The sequence below is a fragment of the Hymenobacter agri genome (assembly GCF_054778495.1).
The window spans coordinates 1-619 of the sequence record NZ_BAAGZM010001234.1; the positions used below are offsets into that span (position 1 = coordinate 1).

Annotated in this window: 1 pseudogene; it reads left to right on the top strand. The window is 64.9% G+C overall.

Annotation, left to right across the window (positions count from 1 at the left end):
- A pseudogene (locus ACYVDE_RS25515) lies at window positions 1-466 on the top strand (diaminopimelate decarboxylase); the annotation flags it as partial.
- Window positions 467-619 lie beyond the last annotated feature (153 nt).

The following is a 619-nucleotide window of genomic DNA, read 5'->3' on the forward strand; positions in this document are numbered from 1 at the left end:
CCCCGGCGAGCTGCCGCTGCTGGTGCTGGAAGCCGGCCGCGCCCTCGTCGACGACGCAGGCTCGCTCATTGGGACGGTGCTGGCCAACAAGCGGCTGGCCGATGGCCGCCGGGCAACCGTGCTCGACTTCGGCGTGAACCTGCTGTTTACTTCCTTCTGGTACGACCACCACATCAGCCCGGCCCGCGCCTTCTCCGACCACACCGAGCCCACCGTGCTCTACGGCCCGCTGTGCATGAACATCGACCAGCTGCGCACCAGTATTAATTTGCCCCTGCTTGCCCCCGACGACCATGTGGTGGTGCACAAAGTGGGCGCTTATAATATGAGCCAGTGGCAGCAGTTCATCAACCTGCGCCCCAACGTGGTGCTGCTCGACCAGGCCGGGGCCGTGCACCTGATTCGGGCCGCCGAAACGCTGGAATACCTGCAGCAACTGGAGCAGGTGCCGCCGCATTTACAATGACAACAGATTCTCTCACTGCTTTCCTCCGCCCGGTGCTGCGCTCCTACGCCATGCTGTTTTTTTCGCAGCATCTGGGGTTTGCGGGCGTGCTGCTGCTCGTCAGCTTTGCGCATCCGGCGGCGGGGCTGGCCGGGCTGGCCAGCGCGGGGCTGG